This is a genomic window from Oribacterium sinus (assembly GCF_963537195.1).
GTDB lineage: Bacteria > Bacillota > Clostridia > Lachnospirales > Lachnospiraceae > Oribacterium > Oribacterium sinus_A.
The window spans coordinates 1-26,305 of the sequence record NZ_CAUTEG010000026.1 but is presented as its reverse complement, the minus strand read 5'-3'; the positions used below and the strand labels follow the sequence as shown (position 1 = coordinate 26,305).

The following is a 26,305-nucleotide window of genomic DNA, read 5'->3' as shown; positions in this document are numbered from 1 at the left end:
CCGGCTTAAATGACACCCTGATGAGCATTATTCCTTTAAAGAAGTTAAGACTTACGGAAGAGGAATATGAGAACATGACCGGAGATGAGCTGAGCCAGAGACTGAAGGAAGAAGCCATTCGCCTTTATGAGCAGAAAGAGGCGGAGTTCCCGAATCCGGAGCAGATGCGTGAGGCTGAGCGAGTAATTCTTCTGAAGGTTATGGATCAGAAGTGGATGAGCCATATTGATGACATGGATATCCTAAGAGACGGTATCGGTTTGCAGGCTTACGGACAGAAGGATCCCTTGGTAGAGTACAAGATTGCCGGCTATGAGATGTTCCAGAACATGATGAGAAGTATTCAGGAAGAAACCATCAGAGTGCTGTACCAGATTAAGCTGGAGCAGAAGGTGGAAAGAGAGCAGGTGGCAAAGCCTCTGGCAACCAACAGAGATGAATCTGCGGTAAGAAGCCCGAAGCAAAGAGAAGGCAGAAAGATTTATCCGAACGACCCATGTCCCTGCGGTTCCGGAAAGAAGTATAAGCAGTGCCACGGCGCGAACCTCTATCAGAAGAATTAACTGCCGTTTAGAGGAGCCGTTGCAGTAAGAATTAAGATCCAAAAGCAAGAATCAATAGAGTAAATAGTAAGAAGAGCATGAGAAAGGAGCCTCTGTGATCGAGTTTGATCAATTTAAATCAGAACTTTCCTCCAAGGAAGAGCCCTTGCAGCAGTTGGAAGCTGCCCTGGACTTGGATACCAAGAGAAAAAGAATCATAGAGCTGGACCGTATGATGGAAGAACCCGATTTTTGGGGAGATCCGGAGAAGGCCAACAAGCTTTCCACAGAGGCGAGACATTTGAAGGATGAGCTGGAAGGCTTTACCGCTTTAAAAGGCAATTATGAGGATATTGAAGCCCTGATTCAGATGGGCAAAGAGGAAAATGATGATTCCGTCATTCCGGAGATTCGGGAATTACTGGACAGCTTTTCCGAAAGATTGGATCAGATGAATACCACCCTCCTTTTGTCCGGAGAATATGACAGCATGAACGTTATACTTCGCTTAAATGCCGGAGCAGGCGGAACGGAAGCCAATGACTGGGCAGGCATTCTTTACAGAATGTATACCAGATGGGCGGAACGCCACGGTTTCACGGTGAAGATTTTAGACTATCTGGATGGAGATGAGGCCGGCATTAAGTCCGTAACTATGGAAGTGGTGGGAGAGTATGCCTACGGCTATCTTCGCTCCGAGTCCGGCATTCATCGTCTGGTTCGTATCTCCCCCTTTAATGCCCAGGGAAAGCGACAGACCTCCTTTGTATCCTGTGACATTATGCCGGATATTGAGACGGATATCGACATTGAGATTCGGGAAGAGGACATTAAGATGGAGGTATTCCGTGCTTCCGGTGCAGGTGGACAGCATATTAACAAGACCTCCTCTGCAGTTCGTTTGATTCATATTCCCACCGGCTTTGTGGCAGCCTGTCAGGAGGAACGTTCTCAGCTTCAGAACAAGAACAAGGCCATGCAGATGTTAAAGACCAAGCTTTATCTGAAGGAGAAGGAAGAGCAGGAAGCAAAGCTTGCGGGCATTCGAGGAGAAGTAAAGGACAACGGCTGGGGATCCCAGATTCGTTCTTATGTTTTACAGCCCTATCGCATGGTAAAAGACCTGCGTACCGGGGAAGAAAGCGGCAATACGGATGCGGTTTTGGATGGAGATATCGATCGTTTCATTTCCGCTTATCTGAAGTGGATGCAGTTGGGCTGTCCGGATCGAAAGATTGCGGGAAATGACTAAAACGGGGAAAAGTTTCTTAGGAGAAGAAAGGGGCGAATGAGATGAAGATTGCTATCATGGGCTACGGAACCATCGGATCCGGCGTGAAAGAAGTGCTGGATATGAACAGAGCACAGATTGAGAAAAAGGGCGGAGAAGGTATTGAAATAAAGTACATTCTGGCCAGAAAAGAGCATATTCCCGGTGTGGAGGATGCCTTGGTCACTACAGATTTTTCCGTCATTGAAAATGATCCGGAAGTGGAGCTTGTGGTGGAATCTATCGGAGGAATTCATCCGGCTTACGAGTATATTAAAAGCTGTCTGGAAAAGGGTAAGCATGTGGTAAGCTCTAACAAGGCGGTGGTGGATGCCTGCGGTTCCAAGCTGATTCGCACTGCTAAGGAGCATAACTGCAACTTCTATTTCGAGGCTTCCGTAGGCGGCGGAATCCCGGTTATTCGTACCCTTTATCATAACTATGCCGGAGAAAATGTGACAGAAATTACCGGTATTTTAAACGGTACCACCAACTTCATCTTAACCAAGATGAGGGAGGAAGGCTCCAGCTTTGAGGACACCTTGAAGGAAGCGCAAAGACTGGGTTATGCGGAAAGAGATCCCTCTGCGGATATCGACGGCTTTGATACCTCCAGAAAGACGGCCATCCTCCTTTCCATGACCTCCGGCAATCGTTGTCGCCACGAGGACATTTACACGGAAGGAATCCGTAATGTCAGTGATATTGATATGGCTTACGCCAAGGCCTTAGGATACAGCATTAAGCTTTTGGGTTCCGTACAGACTGTGGAGGACAAGTATTTTGCTTATGTAGCCCCCATGATGGTGGAGGAGCAGGATCCTCTCTATCCGGTAAATGGAGTGTATAACGGGATTCGTATCGTAGGAAATTGCCTGGGAACCACCATGCTTTACGGCATGGGAGCCGGTAAGCTGCCTACTGCCAGTGCGGTAGTTTCCGATATTATTGCGGCAGTGCGTCATAAAAGTAATTTCCAGGGAATCGGCTGGTCCGATAAAATGATTGAAATAGAGCCCATGGGTGGAAATGCTTTCCGTTATTTTCTTCGCGTTGAAGGGACGGAAGAAGGAATTGAGAAGGAGTTAAAGAGCTACTTCGTAGAGGATGGAAAGTTAAAGGTTCATGTTCTTCCCGGACGAAAGGATGAATTTGCCATCATTTCCGATATTCTTTTCGAAGAAGATTTTCTGGCTCGTCTTTCCGCCTTCGAGGATGAAACCGGAAGGAGAGTTTTCCACTACCTTCGCGTAAATTCCGCTTCAGAGGAGTAAGGAGATATCGCCGGCTAGCTACAGCAGAAACGAGAGCTTCTTTTTGGGAATATCGCTTGTATGGAACTCGATGACATAGGTCTTGTCTACGCCATCGGGGAAGAATAAAAAGAAACGCTGGCGTCTAAGGCACCAGCGTTTTTTGTGAATAGGAGCATGGGATGGAGTGGATTAGCAATAGTGAGGAAGAAAGCTATCAGTTGGCCTTTCGCCTGGGACAGGAAGCCAAAAAAGGCGAGATTTACTGTCTGGAGGGAGACCTGGGGGTAGGAAAGACCGTCTTTGCCAAGGGCTTTGCCAAGGGCCTGGGGGTTTCGGAAAATGTAGATTCCCCCACCTTTACCATCGTGAAGGAATATCAGGGAAGAGAAAAGCTCTATCATTTCGACCTCTACCGTATCGTAGATCCGGAGGAACTTTGGGAAATCGGCTTTCAGGACATGCTTTCCGGGGAAGGCATCGCTTTAATGGAATGGGCCAGCCAGGTCAGGGAGGATATCCCTCCGGAAGCCAAATGGATTTATATTGAAAAGGATTTAAGTCAGGGATTTTCCTTTCGGAGAATCCGTATGGAAGACAGCAAAGAAGAGAAGTAAAGTAAAAAACATCAGAAAGTTTATGGGAAAACTCTTTAACAGAGGATAGGAAATAGAGCAATCTATGATATAGAGCAATCTATGAAATAGAGCAATCTATGAAATAGAATAATCTGTGAAATAGAGCAATCTATGAAAGAAAAGGATAAAAAATGATAAGCTTAGCATTAGATGCTTCCGGACGAGTTTCCGGAGTTTGTCTTGTAAAGGACGGACAGATTTTAGGAGAGATGGATTTACAAATCGGACTCACCCATTCTGAAACCTTACTGCCTCTATGCATTAGTCTTTTGGAGCATTGTAAGGTATCTTTAGAAGAGGTGAATCAGATTTTCCTTTGTAAGGGTCCGGGCTCCTTTACCGGTCTTAGAATCGGAGCGGCAACAGGAAAGGGACTGGCTTTAGCCGGAAATATTCCCCTCTATGGAATCAGTACGCTGGAAATGTTGCAGGAAAATCTGAGCTTTTTACCAAATCCCATCCATGTGCTTTTGGATGCCAGAAGAGGACAGGTCTATACCGCATCTTACCGTTTGGGACAGTGTATTTCTCCGGAAAGGGCGGTGAGTATTGAGGAGCTTCTTGCTTTTGCAAAAGAACAGGAGGGGCAGCAGATTTTCTTGGGGGACGGCATTTTTCCCTATAGAAAGCAGATTGAAGAGAGCCTTAAGAAGGAACGCTGCCTGTTCCCCAACCCCCAAAATGCCCTGCAAAGGGCAGCATCTCTAGCCTTACTGGGAGAAAGGAAAAAGGGGGAAGGCTTGGAAGCAGGATTTCATCTGGAGTATTTAAGGAAGCCTCAGGCGGAAAGAGAAAAGGAAGCAGGAGCTTTAAAGGATTTTCAGATTGTGCAGGAGGAGGCTTACAAAGACTTAGGGAAAACTAAGGATAAGCTGATTGCGAAGAACTATCCGATTCACGAATAAAGTGAGTCATCAAGGAGGAGAAATGTTTTTTCGGTACATGGAAGTACGGGATGTGGAAGAGATTTGGGAGATGGATCAAGCACTTTTTGGCAGTATGGCCTATTCTCGGCAGGATTTCCTCCGTGCTGTGGAGGGAAAATACGATAGAGCCATTGTCTTGATGGAGGAAGAGGAAATCTTAGGCTACGCGATTCTGAGAGTCTTAGGCGTGGAAGGAGAGTTGGAAAGCATTGCCGTGAAGAAAAAGCATCAAGGTAAGGGTTTTGGGAAACAACTGCTTCGGGAAATTCTCTCCATAGGAGATCGGGAAGCCATTCAGAAAATATTTTTAGAGGTAAGGGAAAGCAATGACCCTGCCAAAGCAATCTATGAACGAGAGGGATTTCGGGCCTTTTCCAAAAGAAAGGCGTATTACCGGGATCCGGAAGAGGATGCCATCCTCATGGAAAGGACGATACAATAAATTATGTTAGAATTATGTTTACTGGGAACCGGCGGTATGATGCCCCTTCCCAAGCGCTGGCTCACCAGCTTAATGTTACGCTGTAACGGGTCCAGCCTTTTGATAGATTGTGGGGAGGGAACCCAGATTGCCATGCGGGAGAAGGGGTGGAGCCCTTATAGCATTGACACCATCTGCTTTACCCACTACCATGCGGATCATATTTCCGGACTTCCCGGAATGTTGCTTAGCATGGGAAATGCGGAGCGAACCAAGCCGGTGACCATGATTGGCCCTAAAGGACTGGCCAGGGTGGTAAATGGACTAAGAAGTATTGCGCCGGAGCTGCCCTTTGCCATCGAATATATAGAAATTCAGGAAGAGCAGCAAAGCTTTTCCTGTGAAAGCTTTCAGCTGGAGGCCTTTAAGGTGCAACACAGTATTCCCTGCTTTGGCTATAAAATCACGATTCCCAGATCCGGAAAATTTTCCGTAGAACGGGCAAGGGAGGCTGGCATTCCCGTGTCCTGCTGGAATCGCCTGCAACATGGAGAAGCGGTAGAGCATGAGGGCAGTCTGTTTACCCCGGATATGGTCATGGGAGAGGCAAGACGGGGGATTTCCGTGGTCTATTGTACCGATACCAGACCGATTCCAAGGATAGCCGAAAAGGCGAAGGATGTGGATTTGTTTATCTGTGAAGGAATGTATGGAGAGGAGGACAAGCTCTCCAATGCCAAGAAGCATAAGCACATGACTATGGAAGAGGCAGCCATCTTAGGCCGAGAAGCCCGACCCAGAGAAATGTGGCTTACCCACTATTCTCCTTCGGAGGTTTATCCGGAGCAGTATAAGGATAAGTTCAGCCATATTTTTCCGGTGAAATTCGCTAGAGATGCTTGGAGCAAGGACATTTCCTTTGAAGAAGAGGAAGAAGGAAAATAAAGCTGAGAGCGAAGCAAAGAACAGGATAGGCTAATTCAGTGCACATGCATTGGATTATAAGAATCTGTGTGATGAGATTCTGAATGAAGAAAATATAGAAAGAGTACAGTTTTATGGAAGATGTTTTGATTTTGGGAATCGAAAGCAGCTGTGATGAAACCGCAGCGGCAGTGGTAAAGAACGGAAAGGAAGTGCTTTCCAATGTGATTTCCTCTCAGGTGGCTCTTCACGCAGAGTTTGGAGGGGTAGTGCCGGAGATTGCTTCCCGTAATCATTTGGAAAAGATTGATGAGGTGATTCGTCTGGCTATGGAAGAGGCGGGGAAGAGCTTTTCCGAGCTTACGGCGGTGGCGGTAACCTATGGTCCCGGACTGGTAGGTTCTCTTTTGGTGGGCGTTTCCGAAGCCAAGGCTTTGGCCTATGCCATTCAGAAGCCCCTGATTCCAGTACATCACATTGAAGGACATATTGCGGCAAATTATCTTGCCCATCAGGACTGCGTTCCTCCCTATGTTTGCCTGGTGGCCAGTGGTGGACATAGTCATCTGCTGTATGTGGAGGATTACGGAAAAATCAAAATCTATGGAAGAACCAGAGATGATGCGGCGGGAGAGGCCTTCGACAAGATTGCCAGAGCCGTGGGACTGGGATATCCGGGAGGCCCGAAGCTGGAGCAGAGTGCGAAGGAGGGAGACCCCTTTGCCTATCATTTTCCCAAAGCAAAACTGGATACGCCCTATGACTTTAGCTTCTCCGGTGTGAAATCTGCGGTTTTAAATGAGTTAAACCATAAGAAAATGTTGGGAGAAGAAATAAGGGTGGCAGACCTTTGTGCCTCTTTTCAGGAGGGAGTCTGTGAGGACTTGGCGGAAAAATGCTTACAGCTGGCTCTGGACTTAGGGGTATCCAAAATGGCGGTGGCGGGAGGCGTTTCCGCAAATGGCTGTCTTCGAAGGAAGATGGAGGAGAAGGCGAAGGCTCACGGTTTAAGCTTTTACTGCCCAAGCCCTGTGCTATGCACGGACAATGCGGCTATGATTGCGGCAGCAGCCTATTATGATTATCAGGCAGGAAAACGAGGAGAGGCTTCTTTGAATGCTTATCCTTCTTTGGCTTTAACGGAAGGCTAGGGTGTAAAAAACGCAGTATAGAAGAACGAAGCATAGAAAAACTTTGAAGCGGAATGGAAAGGAAAATGGGAAGGAAGAATGCCTAATCAAAGAGAAATTACCGTCATCCTTCTGATGGCCGGAAAAGGCAGCCGTATGGGATGCAAGGAAAAAAAGCAGTTTCTGCCCTTTCAGGGAAAGCCCTTGTATTATTCCGCCCTGCAAAAGTTTTGCAGCTGGGACAGGTGCAAAGAAATTCTTTTGATTCTTTCCAAGGAAGATAAAGAAAGAGTGAAAGGGGAACTTAAGCAATGGCGGGAAGATCTGGGGCTTCGGTTCTTAGAAGGAGAATACGCACAATGTAAAGAGGAGCTCGCTGCTTCATTTTCTCCGCTTACACAGGAAGGCATAGTAGTTTCCCTGATTGAGGGGGGAGCAGAGCGCTACTGGTCTGTTTACTCCGCCTTGGAATTTTTGAAAAATAGGGAATCGAATAGAGAAAAGCATAAAAAAGAGCATAAAAAAGAGCAGGAGATAAAGCATGGAGAAAGCAAAAATCTTCAAAACGAGCTCTCTCTTTTTATCCATGACGGGGCACGGCCCTGCTTTAGTTTAGACCTATGTGAAAGAATTTATCAGGCAAGAAAGTCCTATGGGGCAGTGATTCCGGGGCTTCCGGTGACAGATACCATAAAGCGAGTGGAGAAGGGTATTGTGCAGGAAAGCGTGGATAGGAGCAGTCTTTATCGGATTCAGACTCCTCAAGCCTTTTCCTTTACCTTACTTTGGGAAGCCTATAAAACTTTCTTAGAGAAGAAAGAGGAGGGGCTAAGCATTACGGATGACGCCATGATGGTGGAAGCCTTTACGCAGGAACAGCCCTATCTGGTTTTAGGAGAAGAGCAGAACCAAAAGATTACAGTGCCTGAAGATTTGCTTTACCTAAAATTTTTGGAAGAGCATCCTAAACAATAAGATGAAATCGTTTTCAATCAGACAATAGCGTAAGAAAGGATAAGGCTAGATGATTCAAGACCTGGGACAACATCATTTTCAAAATCAATATCATCCGGAAAAAAAGCCCGGAAAGGAAGACTATTTCCTTTCTTTTTCAGGGAAGTCGGTTTTGGTTAAAAGAGAGTCCGGAAAGAAGGTGGATCCCTCCGACGCTATCATGAGCGGAGACGGTTTAAGTCTAAGATGTCCGGAGGGAGAGGGCTTTTCCTTTTATAAAATCAAAGAGTATTTGGCTTCTTTTCCCAAGGAAAAAGAGGAAGTTCAGGAAAATGCTTTATCCAGAAAAGGAGAGCAGCAGGCCATGGGAAATGACTGGAGAAAGTCCTTTACCTACCTTTTTTCCTTGGACGGGCAGGACTATTATCTGCTGAAAGATATCGTGGAATTCGGAGATTACCTTTCTTTGGAAGAGCTCCGGCGGGAATTTAAGGGACCGAAGTCTCTGTTGTTTTTGGCTAATACAGGGATGCATCTCTTTCATTTTTATCAAAAGCACCGTTATTGCGGCGTCTGCGGCACAAAGACGGAGAAGGATAAAAAAGAAAGAGCTATGCGTTGTCCCAACTGTCAGGAGGTCTTCTATCCGAAGATTATGCCGGCAGTGATTGTGGGAATCATCCATAAGGAGAAAATCCTTTGTACAAGATACGCCAACAGACTAAGCTACTTACCCGCCCTTGTGGCAGGCTTTATCGAGATTGGGGAGACTGGGGAGGAAGCGGCGATTCGGGAGGCTATGGAAGAAACCGGTGTTCCCATTAAGGAGCTAAAGTATTATAAATCCCAGCCCTGGGGAATGGCGGATGACTTGCTCTTAGGATATTTTGCCAAAGTGGATGAGGAAAAGGCTACTTTTACGAAAACGGGTGAGGTTCAGATTGTTCGAGATGAGGAGGAGCTTTCCGAAGCGCTGTGGCTCAGTCGGGAGGAGCTGGAGCTCCAGGGAAATGATTTCAGTTTAACCAATGAGATGATGCGGACTTTTAAAGAGGGAAGGAGAAACGGGTGAAAAAGGTATTGCTAATTGCCACAGGAGGAACGATTGCTTCCAAGCAAACAGAGGATGGACTGAGTCCTTCCCTTAGTGCAGAGGAAATCATTGCCTTTGTGCCGGAGCTACAGAAAATTGCCGAGCTTTCCATTGTTCAGCTTTGCAATGTGGATTCCACCAATATGCAACCTAAGATTTGGCGGGAAATGGGGGCTTGTATTCAAAAAAACTATGACCGTTATGACGGTTTTGTGGTTTTACACGGCACGGATACTATGGCCTACACCTCGGCGGCGCTAAGCTATATGGTACAGTATTCCAGAAAGCCCATTGTCATCACCGGTTCTCAAAAACCTATTAATCAGGACAGTACCGATGCCAAGATGAATCTTCTGGACAGCGTGCGCTACGCCTGTGACCCTTATTCGGAAAATGTGGTTCTTCTCTTTAACGGCAATGTGATTTCCGGTACCAGAGCGAAGAAAATGATGGCTCGTTCCTTCCATGCCTTTCAAAGTGTGAATTTCCCAACCTTGGCCAGGATGCAAGACGGTAGAATCATTCGATATATTCCCTACCTGCCCCTGAGAGAGGCAGTGGAATTCCATCTGGATTTGGATGATTCCATCTGCGTCCTAAAGCTGATTCCCGGTACCAGACCGGAAATGCTTTCCTATCTTTTTGAAAATTATGATTGCATTGTCATGGAAAGCTTCGGCGTAGGCGGTATTCCGGAAAGCATGCAGGAAGTCTTTTACAAGGAAATGGAGAAGTGGCAGAAAAAAGGAAAAATCATTGTCATGGCCACCCAGGTGGTAAACGAAGGCTCCAATATGGAGATTTATCAGGTGGGACAGAAAATCAAAAAAGACTTCCAGCTTTTGGAAGCCTATGATATGACCTTGGAAGCCACCGTTACCAAGTTAATGTACCTGATGGCCAAGTACAAAGGGGACTATCCCGGCCTAAAGAAGGAGTTCTACACCACCATCAACAACGATATTCTCTGTGCGGTGCAATAGCAGGAATTGCTTTTCCTTGTCCCATTACCTTACGAAAATAATAAATAGGATGTGAAGCAATGACTGGCTTTGCTTTCCGACAAAACAGCTTCGCTTTGGGGCACGCTCTCGCTAACCTCGCCTACGCAGGGGTACTAAGCGAAAAACTTCCTTCCAGTCGTTTTTCGTAAGTGCCCGCGGGCTCAGATTACCCCTGCAGCGAAGCTATTTTGCATGAAAGCAAGTTTAGAAATCTCTTTTACTTCACATCCTATTTTCTTTACTGTATAGGGAGGGCAAGGACAAAGCAATTCCTGCCATTTTTTCCGTAGCCAAAGACCTTTCCCTTGTGGTTGGCGGCGATTTCTTTGGCGATGGATAGTCCCAAACCGAAGCTTTCACTCTGGCTTCTGGCCTCATCCAGTCGGGTAAAGCGGGAAAATATTTTTTCAAATTCTTCCTTGCTCAAGCTTCTTCCTGCGGAGTCCACGGAAAGGATGGCCATATTTTTTTCTCTGTAAAGCTTTACAAAGAGGGTAGAGGGTTTATCCGCATATTTTCGTCCGTTATCCAGAAAAATTCGTAAAACCTCCTCCACCTGACTTTCTATAGCGTGCTTTAAAACAATATTCTGTTCTAGGTCAACATCTAATTCTATTCCCTCTTCGAAAAACAGTGCTTCCATTTGCAGGCAGATTTCAGAAACTCGTCGGGAATAATCCATTTCGCCATAGGTGAATACCTGCTGCTCTAAACGGGAAAGCTGTAAAAGCTTTTCCACCAATCCCTGCATTTTCTTACTCATAACAGCGATGTTTTGAACAAAATCCCGAGTTTCCGTGGATAAATCCTGATCCTCCAAAAGAGAGAGGTTAGCGGCTATGACAGCTAATGGCGTTTTTAATTCATGGCCGGCATCGGAAATAAACTGCTTTTGCTTTTCCATGGCCTGCACACTGGGACGAATGGCCCAGGAGGAAAAGAAGTAGTCTAAGGGAAGAAACAGCAGAATCAGTACCAAAGCCAAGAGAGCAGTGGAAAGAGCCTGCTTGTTCAGCATATTTAGCTCTCTCTGATAATCTCCTAAAATCAAGGTTTTCTGTCCTTCTTCTTTAAGAAGAAAACGAAGCTTATAACGATAGATGGTACCGGATCTTTTTTCTTTGCTCAGAATCTTCTTCACAATAGCATTTAAAACTTCGGAGCTATCATCGGTGTAAATATCTTCGTTGTTATCATTCGTTTTCGAAGAACTCGTTTCTGCAGTTGTTTCCGAAGGAATATCCTTTTCTTTAGTCTTTCTGTCCTTCGGAGAAAAATCCGAACCCTGCCCTTCCGGACCCTTCTCGGAGGGAGGAGAATCAAAGGAAGAATAGTCCCATGCAGGGGAGCTTTGCTGGCTTGTTATTTCGTTATTTTCACCAATTTCCAAAAGCACATAGGAAAAATAGCGACTGGGCAGAGCCTCATGTCCGTTTCGAAAGCCGGGAAACATCAGTTGCTCCAGCTCCATATCCATTTGCTCCTCCTGGGCCTTTTTACTATAGTTAAAGTTGGTGAAGGATAATATCAGCAGCATCACCGTAAAGAGCAAAAAGAGGAGTGCCATAATACGAATTTTCTGTTTTTTCATTGCTTTCCTTTCTTACCTTACTTTTCTTTTCTTTTCTTCCTTATTCGCTTTTCTTGTTTAAGAAAAGTTGCAAGCCGTTTTACTCCTCTTTGCCCTCTTCCTGCTCTGCCAGAAAATATCCCAGACCTCTACGGCTTTGGATGCTAACCCTGCTTTCCAAAAGCCTAAGCTTTTTCCGGAGGAATCCGATATAAACCTCCACATGATTTTCCACCGCATCACTGTCATAGCCCCAAACTTTTTGGAGAATCTGATCCTTACTTAGAATTTGATTTTTCCCTTGTAAAAGCATACGCATCAGCTCAAATTCCTTTTTGGAAAGCTTCAGACTATGTGCTCCGGAAGAAAGATCCTTACTGTCCAAATCCAGACTTAGATCTCCGAAGCTTAAGCTGTTCACTTCCTGTCCCTGTCTTCGTAATAAGGCGGAGATGCAGGCCAGAAGCTCTCTTTTGTCAAAGGGCTTGGTAAGATAGTAGTCAGCGCCCCCTTCCAAGCCTTCGATACGATCCTCCAGCTGGCTTTTGGCGGTAAGCATCAGGATAGGCAGGCCGTTTTTTTCTTTACGCAGCTGTCTTGCCACCTGATAACCGTTTAGCTTGGGCATCATCACATCTAAAATCATTAAATCGTAAATGGCGGTTTTGGCATACTCCAATGCCTCTTCCCCGTCATAAGCAGTATCCACTTCATACTCCGCCCGCTCCAAAATCATTTTAATGCTCTTGGATAGAATTTTCTCGTCTTCTACTAATAAAATTCGCATAGGAGTCTCCTTTTTTCCGTTTTTCCTAGTATAATACAGGAAATATTGAAAAAAGCCAAAATATTTATCCTTTTAAAGCTTTACAAGCGATGAAAAAAATCTTAAAATAGGCAGGAACAAATGGTATTTTTGATAAAGGACGATTATGGAAGCGAAAAAGAAAAGTAGAATTTATGTAGAGATGCTGGGAGGCTTTTCTCTTTACATCGGAGATAAGCAGTTAGACTTAGGAAATAACAATAAAGCCAATTTCCTAAAGCTCACCGAAATTGTCCTCTTAAGAGGGCTGGGGGGCATTTCCAAAAGAGATTTGATTGATGGAATTTTCGGTCATAAGTCCCTTTTGGATGAAAACAACAGCTTGAATAACCTGCTCCACCAGGCGAGAACCCAGTTAAAGAAGGCGGGGATGCCCGGAAAGAAGATTATTGACGGAAAAAGAGGAATCTATGCTCCGGAGTATCTTCCTGAGTATGATTACGTCATGGACGTGCAGGAATTCGAAGACATTTGCTTAAAGGCGAAGAACAGTAAGGAAGATAGTAAGAAGTTGTCTTACTATCAGAAGGCTTTTAAGATATACAAGGGTGAATTATTGCCGGAGTTTGCTACAGACTACTGGGTTATCTTGGAGAGCGTTCGCCTAAAGCGCCTTTATGATGAAGTGATTGAATTCTTAGGGGCTTATTACCGTGAGCATCAGGAATACGAAGAGCTTTTCATGATGTACGATCAGGCCAATAAAATCTATCCGGACAACGGATGGCAGATCGAGATGATTGATGCTTTGATTCTGAAGAAGGATTATAAGACCGCATACGATTTGTACATGAAGTGCGCTCACTACTATCAGGACGAGTTGGAAGTACCCATTCCCGATGCTTTACGGGCTTGCTACGAAAGACTTTCCGACAATGTTCGTGTAGTAACCGACGATATCCGTCAGATTCAGGCCAACATTGTTCGTAAGGACGAGAAGCTGAAGAGCGAGATGGGAACCAGGAAGATTGGCGCTTACCTTTGCCCCTTCACCAGCTTTATTGACGTTTATCATGTGCTTAGACGAAATCTGGAAAGAAGAGGTTCTTCCATCTTTATGATGCTTTGCACCTTGGTGGATTATGAAGGAAAGCCCATCCAGAATCAGGATAAGCTGAACACCCGTGCTGAGATTTTACAGCAGTCTTTATCCGAAGGCTTAAGAAAGGGAGACGTTTACACCAAGTATTCTTCCTCCCAGTATCTGATTCTTCTGATTGGAACCAAGAGAGAAGACTGTGCCATCATTTATCAGAGAATCTCCAGAAGATTAAAGGAGCTGGCAGGCTCTCGTGCAGAGTTCCGTTATCGTATCGTATCTCTTGCAGAGATTCCCGGAATCTTGGAGAGAAACGGTGCAATGGATGAGATTTAGAAGAAGTGCTTGACAGGAAAATGAAGCTTTGCTATGATATTCCTTGCGTTTCGCAAGCGTGCGTAGCTCAGCTGGATAGAGCGTCTGGCTACGGACCAGAAGGTCGTGGGTTCGAATCCTGTCGCACGCAGAAAAAGACGATGAAGAAATTCATCGTCTTTTTTAGTTCCTAATGCTCAGCTAATGTAGGATATATCATTTTACATCAGCACTATAAGATTTGTTTGGATTCTCTCTTTTCTTAGTTCTTACTCGGACAATGCTCCAGCTTTCCTTTGGAATTGCATTGCAGTAAATCCTCCAGGCTATAGCGATTCACTACGGCATAGATGGCTTCGTCTATTTCCTTATATAAGGGGAAGGTGGGACAGCTGGCAGACCGTTCACAATTACTTCCCTCTTTCACACAATCCACAGGGGAGAGGGTTCCCTCTGCAGCATCTAAAATATCTCCCACGGAAATATCCTTTGCTTCCTTTAAAAGAAGATATCCTCCCTTGGCTCCCCGGACGCTCTTTAAAAATCCACCCTTCACCATCAGGGCGATAATCTGCTCTAAATATTTTACGGAAATTCCCTGTCGTTCCGCTACTTCTTTAATAGAAACGGGATTTCCTTTCTTTTCCTGTTCAGCTATATCAATCAGGGTACTCAAGGCATAACGGCCTTTGGTTGAAATCATCATATTCTTTTCCTCCATAGCTTTTTTATATCCTAGCATAGCACTGGGAGTTTTGACAAGTTTATTAAAAAAAGCAATGTTCAAGAGAATGGTTTTTTAGTAAAATGGCATTACTGATTTCACAAAAAGGAGAGCCTATGTCTAAAATTGATTTTGCCATAAACGAAGAAGGAAAGAGAATTTCTATTCTTTCCGATAAAATTAACCGTCACGGATTTATAGCCGGAGCAACGGGAACAGGTAAGACGGTAAGCTTAAAAGTTTTAGCGGAAAAGTTTTCTTCCCTGGGAATTCCGGTGTTTCTATCCGATGTAAAGGGAGACTTATCCGGTCTATTAAAGCCGGGAGAAGCTTCCGAAGGGATTGAAAAGAGAAGAGAAGAATGCAAGCTTACAGAGGAGGAATTCCGTTATCAGGGCTTCCCTGTGGAGCTTTTTGCCCTTTCGAAGGAGGAAGGGATTCCCTTACGTTGCACGATTTCAGAGATGGGGCCATTGCTCTTAAGCCGAGTGCTGAATTGTACGGATGTGCAGAGCGATATTTTGCGCGTGGTCTTTAGGATTGCGGACGAAGAAGGGCTTTTATTGATTGACACCAAGGATCTTCGCTCCGTATTGCAGTATGTGGCGGAAAACAGCAAGGAGTACAGTGCTTCCTTTGGTAATCTTCCTACCCAGAGTTTAAATGCCCTAATCCGTTCCGTAGTAGCCTTGGAAGAGGCGGGAGGAAAGGAATTCTTCGGAGAGCCTGCTTTGGATGTAAAGGACTTCTTCCGGCAGAATGAAAAGGGACAGGGGATTATCCATATTTTTAATGCCAAGAGAATTATGGGAGAGCCGAAGCTGTATTCCACCTTCCTGCTTTACCTTTTATCGGAGCTTTATGAATTGCTTCCGGAGGTTGGGGATTTGGAGAAGCCCCGCTTTGTCTTTTTCTTTGATGAAGCGCATCTCCTTTTCGACGATGCACCCAAGGCCTTACTGGAAAAATTAAACCAAATCACCCGTTTGATTCGAAGCAAGGGCGTAGGCATTTATTATATTACCCAAAGCCCCTCGGATATTCCGGATGCCATTTTGGCTCAGTGCGGAAATAAGATTCAGCATGGCTTAAGAGCCTATACACCGGCAGAACGCAAGAAGATTCGTGCGGCAGCGGACAGCTTCCGGGAAAATCCTGCATTTTCCTCCGAGGAGGTACTGGAGAACCTGGGAACGGGAGAGGCCTTGATTTCCTGTTTGCAGGAGGACGGCAGTCCTGCCATCGTGGAAAAGGCCAAGATTTTCCCACCCCAGTCTTATCTGGGAGAGGCAAGCCCGGAGGAGCAGGACAGAGCCATCAAGGCTTCAAGCCTCTATATTCGCTACGGAGAAACGGTGGACCGGGATTCCGCTTACGAATTCCTGCATAGAAAGGGAAAGGAAGAGCAGGAGCGTTTCCAGAAGGAATTAGAAGAAAAAGAAGCAGAGAAAAACCGTCTTCTACAGGAAAAGGCGGAGGAGAAGGAAAGAGCTAAGCAGGAGAAAGAAGAGGAGAGAGTCCAAAGACTTAAGGAAAAGGAAGAAGAAAAGGAACGCCTTCGTCAGGAACGGGAAATGGAAAAGGAAAAGTCCAAGCAAAAGACCGTAATGAAATCCGTAGGCCGCTCCGTTTCCGGATCCATCGGCCGGGAAATCGGCTCCGGCATCGGAAAATCCGTCTTTGGAAAAGGCTTGGGAAGACGACTGGGTGGAAATATCGGTGCTGCCTTTGGAAGAGGCATCCTGGAAACTCTTTTTGGAAAGTAAGGGGTGATGTAGTACCCACGGGCTCAGATTACCCCTTATTCCGGACCTATATGCATAAATTTGTATTAGTTTATTTTTACATTGCTCCTGTATCCATAGGGACAAAGAGGCTGACACAGGCCAGAGCCACCATCAGGACGATATCTACCCATAAGAGGGGAGAGGAAAAGAATTGCTTTAAGGAAAGGGAGTGTTCCTTTTCGTATTGTCTGTCTTCTGCCAGGCTTTTTCTATTTTTTACAACATAGTAGATGCCATATCCCAAACCGGCAAGAAGGAATAGGCTGTAGATGCCTTGAATCAGAGTTGAATCCTGAGACAGGTTGTTTATCACAATGGCCAAAAGGTTATTACTGAAATGCAGCAGGATGGAATAGGGAAGGCCGTAACGATCTCTGATAAAGAAGAGAATAATTCCCATGCTGAAGGCCGGTGCAAATTGCAGGAAATTGCTGTGCATTAAAGCAAAGAAAAATGCGGTGCAAAAAGCTGCAAAATATTTTCCGTAGGAACGGAAGCGGTGATAAAAGACTCCGCGAAAAACCAGTTCTTCCATTAGAGGAGCCACCAAAATCGTATAAAACAGCATAGGGGCATTCGTCAGGCTTCCCCCTCTTGCCGCTTCTTCGGAAAAAGACAGGTTCAAGCCAAGCTTGGTAAAGAGGGTTATAATCGGGTAATTGATGATTCCGCCTATCCACTGGGCGGCTTGGAAAAGCATAAAATAATGCAGAAAAGACAGAATGCTAAAGCTTGTTTTTTTGGGATTTGGCTCTGTGCTTATTTCTTTAGTTGATTCTGCGCTTGTTTCATTCGGAAAGATATTGTTCAAAAGACAATAGCTGATGACCACGGAAATGACCATGCAGATGTATTGATCGGATAGTAAAGGAATCTTGCTTAAAGGCAGAAGCAGCACCAAAAGTACAGCTAATATCTGTACAGACAATACATATAACAAAAGGGCTAAGGCACTCTTATTTAAATCTCTTTTGATTTCTAATAAATTCATCATATCTCCATTTCTAATCGCAAAATACATGCCCGGACTTTTCTACTATACAAGAAAAAAAATACTTCCGCAAATTAATTTAAGGATTTTGCACAGGAGGAAGTGTTGGCTTTGGATAGGCCGGAAGTAGGGAAAGCAATAGAAGCAGAGCGATACATCCGGAGATACAGCATAAAGTTTCATGAAAGATACAGCATAAAGTTTCATAATGAGATGCATCGGCAAAAAAAGATTTAATAAAGAAGGAAAAAAATGAAAAAGTGGTTTGTATACGGGAAAAAGGCAGATTTTCAGGAGTTGGGAGAGAAATTATCTCTGGATCCGGTTTTGGTTCGCATTCTTCGGAATCGAGATTTAACAACAGAAGAAGAAATGCGGAATTTTTTAGAGGGAGAAGAGATTCCCTCTCCTCTTTTCCTGCCGGACAGTATTCGTTTTTTAAATCGCCTGGAGCGAGCCATGAAAGAGGGAGAAAAAGTTAGGATTGTGGGAGACTATGATGTGGATGGGGTTTGTGCCTCTACCATATTGGCGAAGGCACTTTCCTTATTTTTCTCCAAAGAACAGCTGTCCGTGGTGATTCCACACAGAATTTTGGACGGTTACGGGATCAACGAGCAGATTATCGAGGAGGCAAAGGCGGAGGGAATTTCCCTTCTGATTACCTGTGATAACGGCATTTCCGCATTTTCCGCCATGGAGAAAGCAAAATCCTACGGTATGGATGTACTGCTTACGGATCATCATGATTTACGAAGAGATGAAGAGGGAAAGAAAAGGATTCCGGAAGCCTTTGCCGTGGTGAATCCCAAAAGAGAGGGCAGTAAGTATCCCAATGAAGAAATCTGTGGAGCCATGGTCTGCTATCTTCTCATGAAAATGCTTTTGGAAAAACGGCAAAAGGGCTTGGAGCTTTTGGAGGAGCTGGCCTGCTTTGCCGGTATTGCTACGGTTTGTGATGTGATGCCTTTACAAAAAGAAAATCGTGTTATCGTAAAGTATTGCCTGGCTCATTTGCAAAAGACTCAAAATATCGGAATGCAGGCGCTTCTAAAGCAATGTCATATCTTGCCGGAGCAGGAAATTTCCTCCTATACACTCGGTTTTCAAATCGGTCCCTGCATCAATGCGGGAGGTCGTCTGGAAAGTGCTATGCTGGCACTCTCTCTTTTTCTGGAGGAGAATGAAGGCAAGGCCGAGGAAAAGGCGGCTCACTTGCTGGTTCTCAATGATGAACGAAAGGAAATGACGAAAAAAGGGGTGGATGAAGCGAAGGCGCTGGCGGAACAGGAAGGAGATGTGCCGTTGCTGTTTTTGGTGCTTCCCGATTTACATGAAAGTCTTGCGGGAATTGTGGCGGGACGGATACGGGAAGCCTATTATCGTCCCTGCTTTATCCTCACCAATGGGGAGGACGGAAGCTGTAAAGCCTCCGGACGTTCCATTCCCGGTTATCCTATGGCGGAACGCCTGGAGGAACAAAAAGAACTGTTGCTACGCTTCGGAGGTCATCCCATGGCGGCCGGATTTTCCGTTGCAAGGGAAAATGTTTCTCTGCTAAAGAAGGCTCTCCTGCAAAATGCAAGGCTTCAGGCGGAGGATTTGGAGGAGAAGGTCTGGATTGATGTGGTCCTACCGTTCTCCTATCTAAAAGAGGATTTTGTTCGTTCCTTGTCCCGCTTGGAACCCTTCGGAAGAGGCAATGAAAAGCCTGCCTTTGCCCAGAAGAATGTTTTGCTAAAGGATTTTAAAATTGTGGGAAAAAACAAAAATGCCATCAAATTATATCTGGAAGATGAACAAGGTACACGAGTGGAGGGAGTACTCTTTGAGGATGGAGAAAAATTTTTGAACAAAAAAACTAGCCGAAACAAATTCAATCTGTTATACTATCCAAAGATTCAGGTGTACAACAACATAAAGCAACTTCAAGTGGTGGTTTCTGAGTATTTTTGGAAAGAAGATTAAGGAATATTCAGATGAAAAGGAGGCGTGAATGATCAAAGAAATCATGAATTTTATTCAAGAACATGACCCTGAGGTGGGGAAGGGAATCTGGGAAGAGTATGAAAGACAGCAAAATAACATCGAGTTGATTGCTTCTGAGAATATTGTTTCCACTACCGCAATGTTGGCTATGGGAACCGTATTAACCAACAAGTATGCGGAGGGATATCCCGGAAAGCGTTATTACGGAGGCTGTGAAGCCGTAGACGTAGTAGAAGCTATTGCTATCGAAAGAGCGAAGGAATTATTCCATTGTGAATATGCAAACGTTCAACCCCACTCCGGTGCACAAGCCAATATGGCAGTTACCATGGCAATCTGTAAGCCCGGAGACAAGATTATGGGTATGAGCTTGGATGCTGGCGGACATTTAACCCATGGTTCACCCGTAAACTTTTCGGGACTTTACTTTAATATCATTCCTTATGGAATTACCAAAGAAGGCTATATTGACTATGATGCGGTAATGGAGCAGGCTTTAAAAGAAAAGCCGAAGATGATTATTGCCGGTGCCTCCGCATATCCAAGAGTTATTGACTTTAAGCGTTTCCGTGAGATTGCCGATGCTTGTGGAGCTATCCTTTTTGTAGATATGGCGCATATTGCGGGTCTTGTTGCTGCAGGCGTGCATCCAAGCCCGATTCCTTATGCTCATGTTACTACCACAACTACCCATAAGACTTTAAGAGGACCTCGTGGCGGTTTGATTTTATCCAGTAAAGAAGTAGCAGAGAAGTACAACTTCAATAAGTTCGTATTCCCCGGTGTGCAGGGCGGACCTTTAGAGCACGTCATTGCTTCTAAAGCAGTTTGCTTTGGAGAAGCTTTAAAGCCGGAGTATAAAGAATATCAGCAGCAGGTAGCGAAGAATGCGAAGGCATTGGCTGCCGCTATGATGGACAAGGGATTCCAGCTGGTATCCGGCGGAACGGAGAACCACTTAATGCTGGTGGATTTAACCAACTTCCAGGATGTTACCGGAAAGTTCCTGCAGAATGCCTGTGATGAAGTGCACATCACATTAAACAAGAATGCAATTCCCAACGATCCCCGTTCTCCATTCTTAACCTCCGGTGTAAGAATCGGAACTCCCGCAGTTACTGTCCGCGGTTTTAAAGAAGAGGATATGAAGGAAATTGCAGAATGCCTTTACAAAGTAGCTACAGACTTCGAAAGCAGCAAGGAAGAAGTAGCAAGAAGAGTAAGAGCATTAACCGATGCACATCCTATTTATGAAGGAAAGTAATACAGCTTTACTTTAAAAAAATAAAGAAAGCAATTCATACGAAGAGCCGTTCTGCATTATGCAGCGGCTCTTCTTTTACTTGCATTTTTTTAAGGTAAAGCATATGATAAGCTGGAAATTTTCAATGGAACGAAAACAAGAGCCTTTAGGCTTTTATAAAACAAGGAGGGAAAATGGCAGCGGTTTCCGTGATATTTCCGGTGTTCTTCCTGTTATTTTTGGGAGGTCACGCCAGAAGAAGAGCTTGGATTAGCCACGAACAAAATGAGGGAGCAAAAAGAATTGCGTTGGATATTTTGTTTCCTTTTCTGATTTATCAGGTTATGGTGGAAACAAATCTGGAAAAGGGCGTGTTTTTAGAAATCATTTTTTTGATTTTTATCTGGATGCTGGTTTACTTTCTGGGAGGACAACTTTCTAAGCTTTTACCGAGAGACTTTCAGGAAATTGCTCCCTTTCTGTGCTTAACCTGCGAAGGCGGGGCAGTAGCACTGCCCTTGTATATCAGCGTGGTGGGGAAGAGTTATACGGCCAATTTGATTCCCTTTGATATCGCGGGAATACTGATTAACTTTATCTTTGTGCCCTTGATTTTAATGAATAAAAGTATAGGAGAACGGAAGCTTTTACCCTTTGCCAGGAAAATATTTACCAGCTCCTTTATCCTTGCAGTGCTTTTCGGAGTATTCATGAATGCCAGCGGTTTGCATCAAGTCCTTATGCAAAATGCAGGTCTAAAGGCTGTTTTTGACAATACCATGGAAACGTTGACCGTTCCCATCGGCTCTCTGATATTGTTTAGCCTGGGCTACAGTATGAGGCTGCACAAAGGATTTTTAGCTTCTTTATTTACTTTGGCAGGAATCCGTCTTCTGTTTTGCGGAAGCATTATTCTGTTGTTCTTCCTGCTTTTTAAGGAGCAAATGCAGAATCGAATTTTTTCCTTCGGTGTTATTCTGTACTTTCTTTGTCCTACAGGATTTCCTGTGCCTTTACAGATTAAAGGACTTTTACAAAAGGAGGAGCAGGAGGAATTCGTTTCCGCCTTTATTTCCCTGTTTTTACTGATTGCCCTTGCCGCCTATGCCCTTTTGGTTTTATTCTATCCGGTAGCGTAGAAGCTTGGAGGACGCTACGTATGGGGAAGAATAGAATTTTTCTAAAGGGTAAATACCGGAATCGGTAAAAGCCGAACGCTAAGGTAAAAAGGCGATAGTAAAGCATATGTTTATCAATGGTGATTTTGAAAGGAGATTTTTATGGAAATGAACAATAGCCCATGGCCGGGAAGACCGGGAGTCATTCCGGTAACCAGTGGAAATGCAGAGGATGCCAATCGATACAACAGAGCCTATCTGGACCGAATCCATGTGGAAATGCGGGTGATAGACAGTACAGAGGTTACCCTGGAGAAGGAAATATTTGGTAAGAAATATTCCTCCCCCATTATGATGCCGGCATTTTCCCACTTGAACAAGGTGCTGGAAAATGGAAGAACGCCTATGGAGGAGTATGCTTTAGCGGCAAAGGAATTAAATGCGCTTAACTGGGTAGGGATGGAAGACAATGAAGATTATGGTAAAATCGTTGCCCAAAATCCTGATACAGTGCGGATTATCAAGCCTTTTGCAGATCATGGAAGAATACGGGAAGAGATAGACTATGCTGTAGAACACGGCTCTGTTGCAGTGGGAATCGATATTGATCACGTGCCGGGAACAGACGGCCGTTACGATGTGGTAGACGGAATTCTTATGGGGCCGGTGTTTAGCAAGGATTTAGCGGACTTTGTAGCCTATGCCAAGCTACCCTTTGTGGCAAAGGGCGTGCTTTCCGTTCAGGATGCACTGAAGGCCAAGGAAGCAGGCTGTGCTGCCATTGTAGTTTCTCACCATCACGGCAGACTTCCCTTCGGTATTGCTCCTCTACAGATTTTACCGAAAATCAAGGAGGCTTTACAGGATAGTAAGATGCAGATATTCGTGGATTGCAGTATGGATACCGGCTATGATGCCTATAAGGCCTTGGCTTTAGGGGCAGATGCGGTTTCCGTAGGTCGGGGAATCCTGCAACCCCTTCTTTCCCATGGGGCAGAGGGCGTAATTTCCAAGGTGGAAAATATGCAGGAGGAACTTCGGGAAATGATGATGTATACCGGAGTGAAAGACTGCGATTCCTTTGATGCCGGTGTTCTGTATCTCTGCTAGTAAGGAGAAGTACGCGAAGCAATCAAATGGCTTTGGTATGGAAAAGCTAAAATGGGAAATGAAAATTCTCTAAATAGATCAGCGAAAAAGAGAAATGGAAATTCTCTAAATAGATTAGCGAAGAAGAGAAATGGAAATTTCCGGAATAGATAAGCGAAAAATAGAAAGGGTAAGGGATGGAAAAAAAGACAGGAGAAAAGGGATTAATGCTGGGGCATTTTGTTTTGTTACTGCTGGAATGCATCGTGGTACTGCACGGATTGCAGGATGACGGACTGGGAACCTTTCGTTTCTATACGACCGATTCCAACCTGCTTTGTGGAATCTGTTCAGCGTTTATGCTCTTTTTCCTTTTACAAAGAAAAAATCAAGAGGGAAGGGGTGTGCTCAGTAAAGCCTTGCAGGGGAAAGGAGAGAGCTGGACATTTCCTCCCTCCCTGTCTCTTTTACGCTATATTTCTTCCGTGTGCCTGGCATTGACCTTCTTCGTGGTGCTCCTGGTGCTGGGACCGGAAAATGGATTTGCCCATGAATTTTTGGATGGAACAAGATTTTTCAGTCACCTGCTTTGCCCCTTCCTTTCCATTTTTCTCTTTCTCTTTATGGAAGAGAAGCGTTCCCTGCCTCTGTCTGTGATAGGAAAGGCTCTGGGGGTAACATTGCTGTATGCCATCCCCCTTTTGATTTTAAATGGAATGGGTCTGGTTTCCGGTCCTTACAGCTTTCTGAAAATCAGAGAGCAGTCTGTAGGAAAAACCATCTTCTGGATTGTAGCGATTTTGCTTGGCAATGCACTGCTTGCTCTGGCTTTACAGAAGGGAAAGAATTTATTTTCCGATAACAAAAAACTCCTCACCCGATAGGGTATGAGGAGTTTTTTGTTGCGTTTATTATGCAAGACGCAGGGTATCCATATTTTGCTTCCGAAGGATAGGATAGAGTCCCATGTAAACAAAGACGGAAACGATGGTGGAAGTGATGGCATTGATTCCGGTAGCAAAGAGACTGAACTTAAAGGAAAGTTCAGCAGCGGGCTTTCCAAGAATCAAAAGCTTGTAGGCATAGCCGATGGTGGGATCCATAATGACATTGGCAAAAAGTCCGGATGCGGCGGCAAGAAGAACCCATTTAAAAATCTTCTTTCTATCGTGGGATTCTTGAATCTTCCCAAGCTTATGGGCTACAAAGCCAACCACAAGACCGATGATGGTTTTACAAACCAGAGTCTCCGGGGCATAAATCAGATAAACCGGATCCAGCACATCTCCGATGGCCATACCGATGGCACCGGCTATTCCGCCTAACGGACCGCCCAATACCAGTGCGGCAACGACAACAACCGCATTTCCCAAGTGGATAGAAGTGGCATCAGTTCCGATGGGAATTTTAATCTGTAAAAAGGTGAAAATCGCGTAGGATAATGCCGCAAATAAAGCGGCAAGAGCTAATCTTTGTGTTTTTTGCTTCATAATTGCCTCCTCATGAATTGTGTACTGCCATCGAGCATAGGACAATTCTGAACTTATAAAAATATCCAATTTAAAAGAAAAATATAAGACCAGAATAGAGCGATACATGCATTTGAAGCTATTGGTCTTCCTATATTTTTGCTTTAGGAACAAGTAGGAGATTATCGGCATAGAGGGAACAGTTAGAAAAGCATTTGCTATAAGCAGAAACTATAACTAAATCCAAAACTCTTGTATTATACAGGAATTTCAGAAAATGCTAGTATAGCTCCAGCAAGAAAAACTTTTGCAAGTAAGTAAGAAGCAGCAAGATGTAAGTAAGAAGTAGCAAGAAAGAAGCTGAAGGAAAGCTTCCGAAAAAAGTTTTAAACAATCGGAAAGCTTGTGTAGAGTATAAGGAGGAAAATAAAATGGGAGTTAAGAAGAGAAACGAGAGAAATTTTGGATTTGATACCAAGGCGATTCATGTAGGACAGGAGCAGGCGGATCCGGCAACCGGCGCAAGAGCGGTACCAATCTACCAGACCACATCCTATGTTTTCGATAATTCCGATCATGCAGCAGATCGTTTTGCTTTAAGAAATGCCGGAAACATTTACGGACGTTTAACCAACCCCACCCAGGGAGTTCTGGAAGCCAGAGTAGCGGCTTTAGAGGGCGGTGTAGCAGCTCTCGCTGTAGCTTCCGGTGCAGCAGCGGTTACTTATGCTTTTAAGGCTATTGCCCACAAGGGAGACCACATTGTCAGTGCAAAGAATATCTACGGAGGAACCTATAACTTCTTAAAGCATACCTTCCCGGAGTTCGGTGTGGAAACTACCTTCGTTTCTCCCACAGACTTAGTTGAGGCGGAGAAGGCTATTCAGGAAAATACCAAGGCACTCTACATTGAGTCCTTAGGAAATCCAAACGGAGATGCTATTGATATTGAGGCTTGGGCAAATCTTGCCCATAAGCATGGTCTTCCCTTGATTGTGGACAATACCTTTGCAACCCCTTATCTGATTCGTCCTATCGAGTACGGTGCAGATATCGTGGTGCATTCCGCAACAAAGTTTATCGGCGGACACGGTTCTTCCTTAGGAGGATTAGTGGTAGATGCCGGAAAATTCGACTGGGCTAAGAGCAAGAAGTGGCCATGGCTTACCGAGCCGAACCCTTCCTACCACGGCGTACGTTTTGCGGTAGATACAGCCCCTGCGGTAATCGCAACCTATCTTCGTGCCATTACCATCCGTGATGAGGGAGCGGCAATTTCTCCCTTCAACGCCTGGGTATTGATTCAGGGATTGGAGAGCCTTGCTCTTCGTGTAGAGCGTCATAGAGACAATGCTTTAAAGGTTGTGGAATATTTAAAGAAGCATCCGAAGGTGGAATCCGTTTCTCACCCTGCAGCATCCACAGATCCCGCTCAGCAGGCTCTTTATAAGAAATACCTGCCAAACGGCGGCGGCTCCATTTTCACCTTTACGGTAAAGGGAAATGAAAGAACTGCTAAGGATTTCATCGATAATCTGGAGTTGTTCTCCTTATTGGCAAATGTAGCAGATGTAAAGTCTTTGGCGATTCACCCGGCATCTACCACCCATTCCGAGGGAACCAAGGAGGAGCTTCTTGAGCAGGGAATTCAGGAGAACTCCGTACGTCTTTCCATCGGTATTGAAAATGTAGAGGATATTATTGAAGACTTAGAGGAAGCATTCAAGGCAATCTAAGCTCGGCTTCCTTATATAGTAGAAAAGCAAAAACTATAGAAGAAATCTAAAAACTAAAGTTTTTTAGTAGGGTTGATAAACCGGCATGGCTTGGAAGAAAGCTTTGTAAAAAGGAAGAGGCAGATGGTAGAAAAAAGCCATCTGCCTTTGCTTGTGCGCCTAGCGGCGCACGTTTCTAACGGGTTAAAGTCCCGAATCTGCCCGGTAGTGGGAAGGATATAGCCGAAGGCAAGGGTGTCGAGGGTGACCTCGAA

General features: G+C 44.9%; 25 protein-coding genes and 1 tRNA gene. 20 read left to right on the top strand and 6 right to left on the bottom strand.

Going from position 1 to position 26,305, the window contains the following annotated elements:
- The 11 genes from RYL27_RS04845 to RYL27_RS04795 all read left to right on the top strand — a co-directional run.
- Positions 1-563: SEC-C metal-binding domain-containing protein (locus RYL27_RS04845; protein ID WP_314965624.1), on the top strand; the 563-nt coding region annotated here is incomplete at its 5' end.
- Between the two features lie 94 nt (positions 564-657).
- Positions 658-1,794 carry a peptide chain release factor 2 gene (prfB, locus tag RYL27_RS04840; RefSeq protein WP_314965622.1) on the top strand — a complete coding sequence of 379 codons (1,137 nt, stop codon included), beginning with the start codon at positions 658-660 and terminating at the stop codon, positions 1,792-1,794.
- A 41-nt stretch (positions 1,795-1,835) separates the two neighbouring features.
- Positions 1,836-3,086 (top strand): homoserine dehydrogenase, encoded by a 1,251-nt coding sequence (locus RYL27_RS04835; RefSeq protein WP_314965620.1) that lies wholly within the window; start codon positions 1,836-1,838, stop codon positions 3,084-3,086.
- A 161-nt stretch (positions 3,087-3,247) separates the two neighbouring features.
- Positions 3,248-3,682 (top strand): tRNA (adenosine(37)-N6)-threonylcarbamoyltransferase complex ATPase subunit type 1 TsaE, encoded by a 435-nt coding sequence (tsaE, locus tag RYL27_RS04830; RefSeq protein ID WP_314965618.1) that lies wholly within the window; start codon positions 3,248-3,250, stop codon positions 3,680-3,682.
- A 152-nt stretch (positions 3,683-3,834) separates the two neighbouring features.
- Entirely contained in the window at positions 3,835-4,608 is a 774-nt protein-coding gene (tsaB, locus tag RYL27_RS04825; RefSeq protein WP_314965616.1) for a tRNA (adenosine(37)-N6)-threonylcarbamoyltransferase complex dimerization subunit type 1 TsaB, read from the top strand.
- Positions 4,609-4,630: 22 nt separating this feature from the next.
- A complete protein-coding gene (gene rimI / locus RYL27_RS04820) occupies positions 4,631-5,071 on the top strand; it encodes a ribosomal protein S18-alanine N-acetyltransferase (protein WP_007156555.1) in 441 nt (146 codons plus the stop codon).
- A 3-nt stretch (positions 5,072-5,074) separates the two neighbouring features.
- Positions 5,075-5,995 carry a ribonuclease Z gene (locus tag RYL27_RS04815; protein WP_314965614.1) on the top strand — a complete coding sequence of 307 codons (921 nt, stop codon included), beginning with the start codon at positions 5,075-5,077 and terminating at the stop codon, positions 5,993-5,995.
- 113 nt (positions 5,996-6,108) lie between these two features.
- Positions 6,109-7,125 carry a tRNA (adenosine(37)-N6)-threonylcarbamoyltransferase complex transferase subunit TsaD gene (gene tsaD / locus RYL27_RS04810; protein WP_314965612.1) on the top strand — a complete coding sequence of 339 codons (1,017 nt, stop codon included), beginning with the start codon at positions 6,109-6,111 and terminating at the stop codon, positions 7,123-7,125.
- A gap of 78 nt (positions 7,126-7,203) precedes the next feature.
- Positions 7,204-8,079 (top strand): IspD/TarI family cytidylyltransferase, encoded by an 876-nt coding sequence (locus tag RYL27_RS04805; protein ID WP_314965610.1) that lies wholly within the window; start codon positions 7,204-7,206, stop codon positions 8,077-8,079.
- Between the two features lie 49 nt (positions 8,080-8,128).
- A complete protein-coding gene (locus tag RYL27_RS04800) occupies positions 8,129-9,130 on the top strand; it encodes an NAD(+) diphosphatase (RefSeq protein ID WP_314965608.1) in 1,002 nt (333 codons plus the stop codon).
- Positions 9,127-10,134, top strand: a complete 1,008-nt coding sequence (locus RYL27_RS04795) for an asparaginase (RefSeq protein WP_314965607.1) — start codon at positions 9,127-9,129, stop codon at positions 10,132-10,134. The genes RYL27_RS04800 and RYL27_RS04795 overlap by 4 nt, the downstream gene beginning before the upstream one ends.
- Before the next feature lie 259 nt (positions 10,135-10,393).
- Here the strand turns inward: RYL27_RS04795 and RYL27_RS04790 are convergent, their stop codons facing one another.
- Positions 10,394-11,746, bottom strand: a complete 1,353-nt coding sequence (locus tag RYL27_RS04790) for a sensor histidine kinase (RefSeq protein ID WP_314965605.1) — start codon at positions 11,744-11,746, stop codon at positions 10,394-10,396.
- A gap of 79 nt (positions 11,747-11,825) precedes the next feature.
- Positions 11,826-12,512: a response regulator transcription factor gene (locus RYL27_RS04785; RefSeq protein ID WP_314965603.1), complete on the bottom strand. Its 687-nt coding sequence runs from the start codon at positions 12,510-12,512 to the stop codon at positions 11,826-11,828.
- A gap of 145 nt (positions 12,513-12,657) precedes the next feature.
- On the opposite strand from RYL27_RS04785, the gene RYL27_RS04780 reads away from it, so the two are divergent.
- Complete coding sequence (locus tag RYL27_RS04780) at positions 12,658-13,926, top strand: bacterial transcriptional activator domain-containing protein (protein WP_308579733.1); 1,269 nt, start codon at positions 12,658-12,660, stop codon at positions 13,924-13,926.
- Positions 13,927-13,982: 56 nt separating this feature from the next.
- Positions 13,983-14,056, top strand: a tRNA-Arg gene (locus RYL27_RS04775).
- 111 nt (positions 14,057-14,167) lie between these two features.
- On the opposite strand, the gene RYL27_RS04770 is transcribed toward RYL27_RS04775, so the two are convergent.
- Positions 14,168-14,611 carry an RrF2 family transcriptional regulator gene (locus tag RYL27_RS04770; protein WP_040648629.1) on the bottom strand — a complete coding sequence of 148 codons (444 nt, stop codon included), beginning with the start codon at positions 14,609-14,611 and terminating at the stop codon, positions 14,168-14,170.
- A gap of 134 nt (positions 14,612-14,745) precedes the next feature.
- Here RYL27_RS04770 and RYL27_RS04765 point away from each other — a divergent pair, with 134 nt between their 5' ends.
- Positions 14,746-16,395: a helicase HerA-like domain-containing protein gene (locus tag RYL27_RS04765; RefSeq protein WP_314965599.1), complete on the top strand. Its 1,650-nt coding sequence runs from the start codon at positions 14,746-14,748 to the stop codon at positions 16,393-16,395.
- A gap of 76 nt (positions 16,396-16,471) precedes the next feature.
- Here the strand turns inward: RYL27_RS04765 and RYL27_RS04760 are convergent, their stop codons facing one another.
- Positions 16,472-17,407, bottom strand: a complete 936-nt coding sequence (locus RYL27_RS04760; protein ID WP_314965597.1) for a CPBP family intramembrane glutamic endopeptidase — start codon at positions 17,405-17,407, stop codon at positions 16,472-16,474.
- 252 nt (positions 17,408-17,659) lie between these two features.
- On the opposite strand from RYL27_RS04760, the gene recJ reads away from it, so the two are divergent.
- The 5 genes from recJ to RYL27_RS04735 all read left to right on the top strand — a co-directional run bounded on the left by recJ (position 17,660) and on the right by RYL27_RS04735 (position 23,730).
- On the top strand, positions 17,660-19,375 hold the full coding sequence (gene recJ / locus RYL27_RS04755) for a single-stranded-DNA-specific exonuclease RecJ (protein ID WP_314965595.1): 1,716 nt from the start codon (positions 17,660-17,662) through the stop codon (positions 19,373-19,375).
- 28 nt (positions 19,376-19,403) lie between these two features.
- The gene (glyA, locus tag RYL27_RS04750; protein ID WP_308579626.1) at positions 19,404-20,660 is read left to right on the top strand and encodes a serine hydroxymethyltransferase; all 1,257 of its coding nucleotides are present in this window, start codon (positions 19,404-19,406) and stop codon (positions 20,658-20,660) included.
- 173 nt (positions 20,661-20,833) lie between these two features.
- A complete protein-coding gene (locus tag RYL27_RS04745; protein WP_314965591.1) occupies positions 20,834-21,778 on the top strand; it encodes a transporter in 945 nt (314 codons plus the stop codon).
- A gap of 141 nt (positions 21,779-21,919) precedes the next feature.
- The gene (locus tag RYL27_RS04740; protein ID WP_314965589.1) at positions 21,920-22,867 is read left to right on the top strand and encodes an alpha-hydroxy-acid oxidizing protein; all 948 of its coding nucleotides are present in this window, start codon (positions 21,920-21,922) and stop codon (positions 22,865-22,867) included.
- Between the two features lie 176 nt (positions 22,868-23,043).
- On the top strand, positions 23,044-23,730 hold the full coding sequence (locus RYL27_RS04735) for a hypothetical protein (protein ID WP_314965586.1): 687 nt from the start codon (positions 23,044-23,046) through the stop codon (positions 23,728-23,730).
- A gap of 27 nt (positions 23,731-23,757) precedes the next feature.
- Here the strand turns inward: RYL27_RS04735 and RYL27_RS04730 are convergent, their stop codons facing one another.
- Complete coding sequence (locus RYL27_RS04730) at positions 23,758-24,336, bottom strand: ECF transporter S component (protein ID WP_314633993.1); 579 nt, start codon at positions 24,334-24,336, stop codon at positions 23,758-23,760.
- Between the two features lie 410 nt (positions 24,337-24,746).
- On the opposite strand from RYL27_RS04730, the gene RYL27_RS04725 reads away from it, so the two are divergent.
- The gene (locus RYL27_RS04725; RefSeq protein WP_314965584.1) at positions 24,747-26,051 is read left to right on the top strand and encodes an O-acetylhomoserine aminocarboxypropyltransferase/cysteine synthase family protein; all 1,305 of its coding nucleotides are present in this window, start codon (positions 24,747-24,749) and stop codon (positions 26,049-26,051) included.
- A gap of 53 nt (positions 26,052-26,104) precedes the next feature.
- Here RYL27_RS04725 and RYL27_RS04720 read toward each other — a convergent pair.
- Positions 26,105-26,305 (bottom strand): hypothetical protein (locus RYL27_RS04720; protein WP_314965583.1); only part of this gene is annotated, 201 nt, incomplete at its 5' end.